This is a genomic window from Micromonospora sp. NPDC051543 (assembly GCF_044454415.1).
In the GTDB taxonomy this organism is placed as follows: Bacteria; Actinomycetota; Actinomycetes; order Mycobacteriales; family Micromonosporaceae; genus Micromonospora.
In genome coordinates this window covers 322,158-331,538 of sequence record NZ_JBITDT010000003.1, presented here as the reverse complement: position 1 = coordinate 331,538, position 9,381 = coordinate 322,158, and the positions used below count along the sequence as shown (strand labels likewise).

Genomic DNA, 9,381 nt, shown 5'->3' with positions numbered 1-9,381 from the left:
GGGGGGGGGGCCGGCGCCCGTTGGGTTGTGGGGTTGGTTGCCCGCCGGGGGTGGGGGGGGGGGGTGTTGGCGGGGGGGGGGGGGGGGGGGCGGGGCGCGCCCCCCCCCCCCCCCCCTTCCCGGTTTCCTTCCCGGCACCTCTTGCTAATTGAGCCGAAATCCGCACACTTGGTGCGGTGATGGCGGGGATCTGGCTGGACGTACTGGACGAGATCGCCCGGACGTGCACGACACACGGTCGCGGCGATCTGCTGCAGACGGTCCGGCAGAAGCGTGCCCAACTGCTCGACCCGACGTTGCGGGTCCTGGTCGTCGGCGAGCCGAACCAGGGCAAGAGCCAGCTCATCAACGCGATCATCAACGCGCCGGCCTGCCCGGTCGGTGACGGTCGCACCACCGTCCTGCCGACCGTGGTGCAACACGCGGAAGCCGCCTGCGCCACGATGGTCCAGGTGCCGGCGCCGCCGGCCGGCCGGCCGGCGGGAGCGTCGGTGGCGACGCTCGCCGAGCGGACCCCCCTGGCGCTCGACCAGGTCGCGGCCGGCGTGTCCGGCGCGGTCGGACGTCGGCCGGGGGGCGGTCCGGCGTACGTCGAGATTGGCCTGCCGCGGGCTCTGCTCGCCGCCGGACTCGTGCTGGTGGACACTCCGGGTACCGACGAGGTCACCGCGCTCGGCGCGGCTGCGGAGGTGGCCGCCGCGACCCGCGCGGACGCCGTGCTGCTGGTCTCCGACTCCACGAGGGAACTCTCGGTGGCCGAGCTGAACATGCTGCTGCACGTCATGCGCTCGCAACCGAACGTGGTCGTGGTGCAGAGCAAGACCGACCTGGTGGCGGACTGGCGGACGGTCGCCGAGCGCAACCGGCAACACCTCGCCGATGCCGGCGTGGCGGCGCCGCTGATCCCGGTGTCGGCGACGCTGCGGCTGCGAGCGGCGGCGGCCGACGACCGTGGTCTCAACGCCGAGTCCGGCTTTCCGGCGCTGATCGCCCGCCTGCAACGGGACCTGGCCGGCAAGGCCGACCACCTGGCGCGGGCGTCGGTGCAGGCGGTGGCCCGTACGGTGGTGGAGCAACTGGCCGCGCCGCTGCGCGCCGAGTTGGCGACGCAGGAGGCCGAGGAGCAGTCCGGGCCGATCTCGCGGCTGCACGCGGCCCAGCGGGAGGTCGACGAGTTGCGGCGCTGCTCGACCCGCTGGCAGAACACCCTCAACGACGAGATGGCCGACCTGCTCTCCGACATCGAGTACGACCTGCGGGACCGGACGCGCCAGATCCTGCGGGCGGTCGACGAGGCGTTCGATGAGGCCGACCCGCTCGTCGCCTGGGACACCTTCGACGAGTGGCTGTCGCGCAGCCTGGTCGAGGCCGCGGAGGCCAACCACGAGTGGCTGGTCCAGCGCTGTGACTGGATCGCCCGCCGGGTGGCCGCCCAGTTCAACCGGTACGGCTACGACGTGCTGCCGCCCTGGTCGATGACGATGCCGGAGGATCTCGGCGACCGCCTGCCGGACCTGGAACGGCCGAGGATCGACCGGTTCACGACGGGTCAGAAGCTCTTCACCGGCATGAAGGGCTCGTACGGCGGCATGCTGATGTTCGGCCTCGCGACCACCCTGGCCGGGATGCCGATGATCAACCCGGTCTCGGTCGGCATCGGCGCCCTCTTCGGCGGCAAGAGCATCCGCGACGAGAGCAAGCAGATGTTGCGCCGCCGGCAGGCGACCGTGAAGACGGCCATCCAGCGGCATGTCGACGAGTTCTTCGTCCGGATGATCCGGGACTGCCGGGACGCCGCCCGGCAGGTGCAACGGATGCTGCGCGACCACTTCACGGGTCTGACCGAGGAGTTGCAGGAGGCCATCGTGCAGTCGTTCCGCAGCGCGAAGCAGGAGGCCGACACCGACGTCGCCCTGCGCGAGCAGCGGCAGCGGGAGATCCGGTCGAAGATGACCCGCCTCGCCGCGCTCTACGAGCAGTCCCAGCACCTGACCGCCACCCGGGCGACCCCGGTGCTGTTGGAGCCCGGGGCATGACTGTCGGGGTGCGGTTGGACGAGGCGGCCTGGGGGCTCCTGCACCAGGCACTGGAGGTCTACCAGCACGACGCGCGGGCGGTCGGGCGGTTGCGGCACCAGATCGCGCGGTTGGAGCAGCCGCTGCGGATCGCGGTCGCCGGGCCGTGGCGGGCGGGCAAGTCGACGGTGCTCAACGCGCTGATGGGGGAGGAGGTCGCGCCGGTCGAGGGCGCCGACGGCGCGTTCACCTGGTACGAGGACGGCGCGTCACCGGGCGCGACCGCCTACCCGGTGGGGCAACCTCCGCAGGAGCTGACGGTGGTCAAGTCGGCGACCGGCATGCGGGTGGATCTCGGCTGGCGTGCCGGGGAGGTACGCGACATCGTGGTGCGCTGGCCGACGCGGGCGCTGCGGCAGGTGACGCTCGTCGACACCCCGGCGCTCGGCACGGTCGACGAGCAGGGCCACGCGCCGGTGCTGGACCGGGTGCTGGCCGACGCGGACGCCGTGTTGTTCCTGACCCGGGACGGCCGCGACAGCGATCTGCGGGTGCTGGAGTCCGGTCGGGACAGTGCCGTCGGGCAGGCCGCCCCGGTCAACGTGATCATGGTGTTGTCCCGGGCGGACGAGGTCGGCGGTGGCCGGATCGACGGGCTGCTCACCGCCCGACAGTTGGCCCGGCGGCACCACCGCGATCCCCGGGTGGGCGCCCTGGCCGTCAACGTGGTGGCGTGCAGTGGAGCTGTCGGCCTCGCGGGTCGGTTGCTCGGTGAGTCCGACTTCGCCGCGCTGGCGACGCTGGCCGGGGTGCCGCGCGCCGGGTTGGAGCCCCACCTGCTCTCCGCCGACCGCTTCGTCCGTGGCGAACTTCCGGTACGCCTCGACCCCGAGGTGCGCGCGGGCCTGCTGGACCGGTTCGGCCTCTTCGGTATCCGGCTGGCCACGACGCTGGTACGCGGTGGGTTCGACACCCGGGTGGCGATGTCGGCCGAGCTGATCCGGCGCAGTGGGCTCACCGAGCTGCGTGAGTCGATGACCCGCTGTTTCGTCGATCGGCGCGACGCGCTCAAGGCCCGCTCGGCGCTGGCCGCGGTGGAGGCCCTGGTGCGGGCCGAGCCGGTCCGGGGCAGCGACGAGTTGGTCGGCGCGATCGAGCAGATCCTGGCGGGCGCGCACGAGTTCCGTGAGTTGCGCCTGCTGGTGGCGTTGCGCAACGCCCGTCTCGGTTTCGACGCCGAGTTGGCCGCCGAGGCGCAGCGGCTGGTCGGCGGCGAGGGCGTCTCCCTGGCCGCCCGGCTCGGTGTCGAGCACGAGGCGACCGCCCAACGGCTCTGGGAGACCGCCGCCGACGCCCAGTGGCGGTGGCGGGACCGGGCGGAGGATCCGCTGCTCCCACTGACCCAGCGGCGCGGTGCCGAGGTGGTCGTGCGCAGTTGCGAGGGGATGCTGGCCGAGCTGGCGGCGGGCGGTCGCTGAGCGGCCGCGAGTCCACCCGGGACGCTACGGGCGCGTTTCGCGGCGATCAACCCATTGACAGGGCCGTGGTTGCCCGGAAACATCTGCCCAACATCCACCGGATCTGCCCTCCCTTGTCAGGCACGCCCGATGACAACGATGTCAGAGCCCGGTCCACCCTCCCACTGCCACCCAGACGCTCGACGTACTCGACCGGATCGAGTCGAAAGGTCCCGCCCCCATGCCGTATCTCCCCCGTACGCGCGCCGTCTCCCTGCGGATAGCCGTGGCGACAACCGCCGCCCTGCTTCCCCTGGGGATGGTCGTCGCCGCGCCGCTGGCCAGCGCCGCGCCGAGCGCCCCGCCACCGGGCGCCTTCCGTTCCTCGTTCGAAACGGCCGACCCGCAGCCCGCCACGAGCACCGTCGAGGTCGACCGCTCCGGTCGGCCCGTGCAGGGCAACCTCAGCGGGTCGAGCGACGCGAACCTGCCCGGCAGCCTGCTCGGCCAGGTCGAGACCACCACCGCGAGCGCCCAGAACCCGCCGAACGAGATCGCGGCGAACCTCGCCGACGGGAACCCGTCGACCAAGTGGCTGGCGTTCGAGTCGACCGCGTGGGTGACGTACCAGTTAACCAAGCCAGCGGTCGTCAAGCGGTACGCGCTGACCTCGGCGGACGACGAGCCGGGCCGCGACCCCCGCGACTTCACCCTCCAGGGATCCACCGACGGCAGCACCTGGGTCGACCTGGACCGCCAGACGAAGCAGAGTTTCGCCAAGCGGTTCGCCACCAACAGGTACGGCGTCACCAACACGACGGCCTACGGCTGGTACCGCCTGTCGATCTCCGCGAACTCCGGCGACACCCTCACCCAGCTCGCGAGCTGGGACATCAGCGACGGCTCGGACGTCCGACCGCCCGCCACGCCCATGGTCACCGAGATCGGCCCCGGCCCGGCCGGTGGTTACACGACGAAGCCGGGCGTCGGTTTCACCGGGCTGGCCGCGCTGCGCTACTACGGTGGCGCCCAGACCGGTGGCCGCTCGTACGCGACGAACAAGCTGTTCGACGTCGACATCCCGGTCGGGCCGAACACCCGCCTGTCGTACCGGATCTTCCCCGAGTTCACCGGCCAGGACGCCGGCTACCCGTCCACCTACGCCTCGGTCGACCTGCACTTCACCGACGGCAGCTACCTCAGTGGACGCTCGGCCGTCGACCAGCACGGCAACCCGCTGACCCCGGCCGGCCAGGGCACGTCGAAGGTGCTCTTCGCCGACCAGTGGAACGCGGTCAGCGCCGACATCGGCGCCGTCGCGCGCGGCAAGACGATCGACCGCGTCCTGCTGGCGTACGACGACCCGCAGGCCACCGAGGAGACCCTCTTCCAGGGGTGGCTCGACGACGTCGAAGTGACTCCGAACCCGGCGACGATCGACGGCTCCCGGCTGACGAACTACGTCGACACCCGCCGCGGCACCAACTCCACGGGCGGGTTCTCGCGCGGCAACAACCTGCCGATCACCGCCGTGCCGAACGGGTTCAACTTCTTCACCCCGGTGACCGACGCGACCTCGGACTCCTGGGAGTACGACTACCACCGCGCCAACAACGCCGCCAACCTGCCCACGTTGCAGGGCCTCGCGATCTCCCACGAGCCAAGCCCCTGGATGGGCGACCGCAACCAGATGTCGGTGATGCCGGTGGCCGGCGACGGCCCCCTCACCGGAGCGCCCGCCAGCCGGGCGTTGGCCTTCCGCCACGACGACGAGACGGCTCGGCCGGACCTCTACCGGGTCGCGCTGCAGAACGGCCTGGTCGCCGAGATGACGCCGACCGACCACGCCGGCATCATGCGGTTCACCTTCGGGCCGGGACCGTCGACCGGAAGTCTCGTCTTCGCCAAGGGCACCTTCACCCTCGGCGCCGACAGCACGTTCACCGGCTGGGTCGACAACGGAAGCGGCCTCTCGGCCGGACGCAGCCGGATGTTCGTGTCCGGTGAGTTCGACCGCGCGCCAACAGCCGTCACGGCGACGTCCGCGACCTTCGACGTCTCCGCGAACCGTCAGGTGACGATGCGGATCGCGACCTCGTTCCTCTCCGTCGAGCAGGCCCGCCGCAACCTCGACCTGGAGGTGACCGGCCGGAGCTTCGACGCGATCCGCGACGCCGCCACCGCCGCCTGGAAGGACCGCCTCGGCCGGGTCGAGCTGCGGGGCGCGACCGAGACGCAGCTCGTCACCATGTACTCGAACCTGTACCGGCTGAACCTCTACCCGAACTCGCAGTCGGAGAACACCGGCACCGCCGCCGCCCCCCACTGGCAGTACGCCAGCCCGGTGTCCGCGCCGACCGGCACGTCGACCGCGACCCGGACCGGCGCGAAGATCGTCGACGGGCAGATCTACGTCAACAACGGGTTCTGGGACACCTACCGCACGGTGTGGCCCGCCTACTCGCTGCTCTACCCGGACGTCGCCGCGAAGATCTCCGACGGGTTCGTCCAGCACTACCGCGACGGCGGCTGGATCGCCCGCTGGTCGTCGCCCGGCTACGCCGACCTGATGACCGGCACCAGCGCGAACGTGGCCCTCGCTCAGGCGTACCTCACCGGGGTCAAGCTGCCCGACCCGCTGGCGGCGTACGACGCGGCCGTCAAGGACGCGACCGTCGCGTCCGGACGTGGCGCGGTCGGCCGCAAGGGCATCGAGACGTCGCTGTTCCTCGGCTACACGCCGACCAGCACCGGCGAGTCGGTGTCGTGGGCGCTGGAGGGCTACATCAACGACTACGGCATCGGCAACATGGCCGCCGCCCTCGCGAAGGACCCGGCCACGCCGAAGTCGCGGCGCGACCAGCTCAAGGAGGAGTCCCGCTACTTCCTGGAGCGGGCCCGCAACTACGTCCACCTGTTCGACGCCAAGACGAAGCTCTTCCAGGGCCGCGACGCCGCCGGCACGTTCCTCGCCGGTGACCCGCTGGACTGGGGTGGCGTCTACACCGAGACCAACGGCTGGAACTTCGCGTTCACCGCACAGCAGGACCCCCAGGGCCTGATCAACCTGTACGGCGGGCAGAAGGCGCTGCGCGACAAGCTCGACACCTTCTTCGCCACCGGAGAGAACGCCGACCGCCCCGGTGGCTACGGCGGCGTCATCCACGAGATGATCGAGGCCCGCGCGGTGCGGATGGGGCAGCTCGGCATGAGCAACCAGCCGTCGCACCACATCCCCTACCTGTACGACGTCGCCGGCGCTCCGGCGAAGACCCAGGCGGCCGTACGCGAGATCCTGCGGCGTCTCTACGTGGGCAGCGAGATCGGCCAGGGCTACCTGGGCGACGAGGACAACGGCGAGATGTCGGCCTGGTACGTCCTCAGCTCGCTGGGCATCTACCCGTTGCAGGCCGGGTCGACCCACTGGGCGATCGGCTCGCCGCAGTTCACCCGGATGACCGTCCACCGCCCGACCGGCGACATCGTGGTCAACGCCGCGAACAACAGCAACCGCAACGTGTACGTGCAGAGCGTGAAGGTCAACGGCAAGAAGCAGCGCGACGTCTCCGTCGAGGTGTCCGCGCTCGCCAGGGGCGGAACGATCGACTTCCAGATGGGACCGAATCCGTCGTCGTGGGGCACCGGTCGCGACGCCACGCCCCCGTCGCTGACCAAGGGCGACGCCGTACCGCAGCCGTTGCAGGACGTCACCGGGCCGGGCCTCGGCACCGCCACCGTCAGCGGCGGTCCGGACGCGTCGACGCTGTTCGACGACTCGTCCACCACCCAGCTGACGACGTCGTCGGGCACGCCGCAGATCGGCTGGGCGACCCGTGGCGGCCGGCAGAAGCCGACCTACTACACCATCACCTCCGGCGCGGCCGCGGGCGACCCGGCGGACTGGCGGTTGCAGGGCTCCACCGACGGCCTCACCTGGAGCACGCTGGACGCGCGGGCGGGCGAGGTGTTCCGCTGGCGCAACCAGACCCGGCCGTTCCGGATCGACAAGCCCGGGCGGTACTCCCAGTTCCGCCTCGTCGTGACGAAGACCGTCGGCGCGGCACAGCCGACCCTCGCCGAGATCGAGCTGCTCGCCGGGGGCGACCTCGACCTGAGCGGCGGTGACATCACGGTGACCGCCACCGAGGGCGTGCACGCCCGCTCCGGCGCGCCCGCCACGATGGCCCTGGCCACGGTCACCGGCGGCGTCGCCGACGACTACCGGGCCACGATCGACTGGGGTGACGGCTCACCGGCCACCGAGGGCACACTGACGCTGAGTTCCCGCGAGGTCTACCGCGTCAACGGCGAGCACACCTACGCCACGCCGGGCTACCACCAGGCGAGCGTCACGGTGACCGACGGCGTCGGTCAGGGCTCGGTGACGGTCGGCGTCGACGTCGCGTACGCGGCGAACTCCGGCCTCACCGCGGCGTTCGACACCGTGTGTGTCGGCGACGAGGGCACCCTCGCGGCGGACTGCGACGCGAAGTCGTGGGCGTACTCGCGGGCGGCACTCGCGGCGGCCGGCGTGACCCAGGGGCAGCGGCACGAGGTGCCGGGCACCGCGCTGGGCTTCACCCTGCCGCAGGTCCCGGCCGGGCAGCCGGACAACGCCACCGGCAACGGCGCGACGATCGCCCTGCGCCTGCCGGCCGACGCCCGGAGCATCTCGTTCATCGGCGCCGGTACGCAGGGCAACCAGGCAACCACCGGCACGGCGACGTTCAGCGACGGCAGCACCGCCAGCATTCCGATCCAGTTCAGTGACTGGACGCTGGGCGGCAACGCCAACGGGACGCCGTCGTACGGCAACATCGTCGTCGCGAAGTCCGCGTACCGGCTCAGTGGCACGAGCCGCGACGGTGCCCAGCCGTTCCTGTTCGCCACCGCGCCGTACCAGATCCCGGCGGGTAGGACGCTGGTCTCGGTGACCCTGCCGACGCAGACCGGCGACCCGCGCTCGGCGGGCCGGATCCACGTGTTCGCCGTCGCCGACGACGGTACGCCGGCCGCCGCGCTGGCGACCGCCGCTCCGGGCGACCAGAGCGTCGACGCCGGACAGGTCCTCACGGCGAACCTCGGATCGGTGACCGGCGGTCTTCCCGACACGACCGGCTACCACGCCCGCGTCCAGTGGGGCGACGGCACGGTTCCGGACGACGCCACGGTCGGCGCGGACGGCGCGCTGAGCGGCCGGCACACCTACGCCCGTGAGGGCACCTACACGGTGCGCGTCACCGCGTGGGACACGGTGTCCAGCAGCACGGCGACCTTCACCGTGACCGTCCGGCGGGCCGGGGCGGCCACCACCCTGGCGGTGTCCGGCACGCAGTCGGTCGCCGCTGGCGACGCGGTCACGGTCGTCGGCAGCGGGTTCGCCGCCGGCGAGCGGGTGACGGTGGGCCTCGCGGCCGGCACGACCCGCGAGGTGACGGTCTCGGCGTCCGCGACGGGCACGGTCCGCGCGACCGTCGCGACCTCCGGGGACACGCCACCGGGGCGGTACGCCGTCCGCGCCACCGGCGTGTCCTCCGGTACGCCGGCGACGGCAACCGTGCAGGTGACCGTGGGCTCGACGGACCCGGCCTACCAGCCGCGCCTGTCGTTGCCCACGCCGTCCGCGCCGCGCGGAACGTCGATCACGGTCGACGGCTCCGGCTTCGCGCCGAACGAGGCGATCACGGTCAGCCTCGGCGACGGCCGTCGGGTCGGCACGGTACACGCGAACGGTGACGGCATCATCGCTGGCGGAACCGTCGGCGTCCCGGATTCGACGGAGCCCGGAGTCACCAGTGTGACGCTGTCCGGGTCCCGCTCGAAGACGACGGTGTCCCGACCGTTGACGGTCACCGCGAAGTAAGCCGGAAGCACAACAGTCGGGCGGGCCGTGCTCCACGGCCCGCCCG

3 protein-coding genes are annotated in these 9,381 nt (G+C 72.1%); all 3 read left to right on the top strand.

From position 1 onward, the window contains the following. The first annotated feature begins 179 nt into the window (after positions 1-179). The 3 genes from ACIA3K_RS07240 (at position 180) to ACIA3K_RS07230 (ending at position 9,335) form a co-directional block, all read left to right on the top strand. On the top strand, positions 180-2,036 hold the full coding sequence (locus ACIA3K_RS07240; RefSeq protein WP_396799652.1) for a dynamin family protein: 1,857 nt from the start codon (positions 180-182) through the stop codon (positions 2,034-2,036). Continuing rightward, positions 2,033-3,493, top strand: coding sequence for a GTP-binding protein (locus ACIA3K_RS07235; protein WP_396799651.1), 1,461 nt, complete (start codon positions 2,033-2,035; stop codon positions 3,491-3,493). The genes ACIA3K_RS07240 and ACIA3K_RS07235 overlap by 4 nt, the downstream gene beginning before the upstream one ends. A gap of 220 nt (positions 3,494-3,713) precedes the next feature. Beyond that, complete coding sequence (locus tag ACIA3K_RS07230) at positions 3,714-9,335, top strand: GH92 family glycosyl hydrolase (protein WP_396799650.1); 5,622 nt, start codon at positions 3,714-3,716, stop codon at positions 9,333-9,335. Positions 9,336-9,381: the final 46 nt, after the last annotated feature.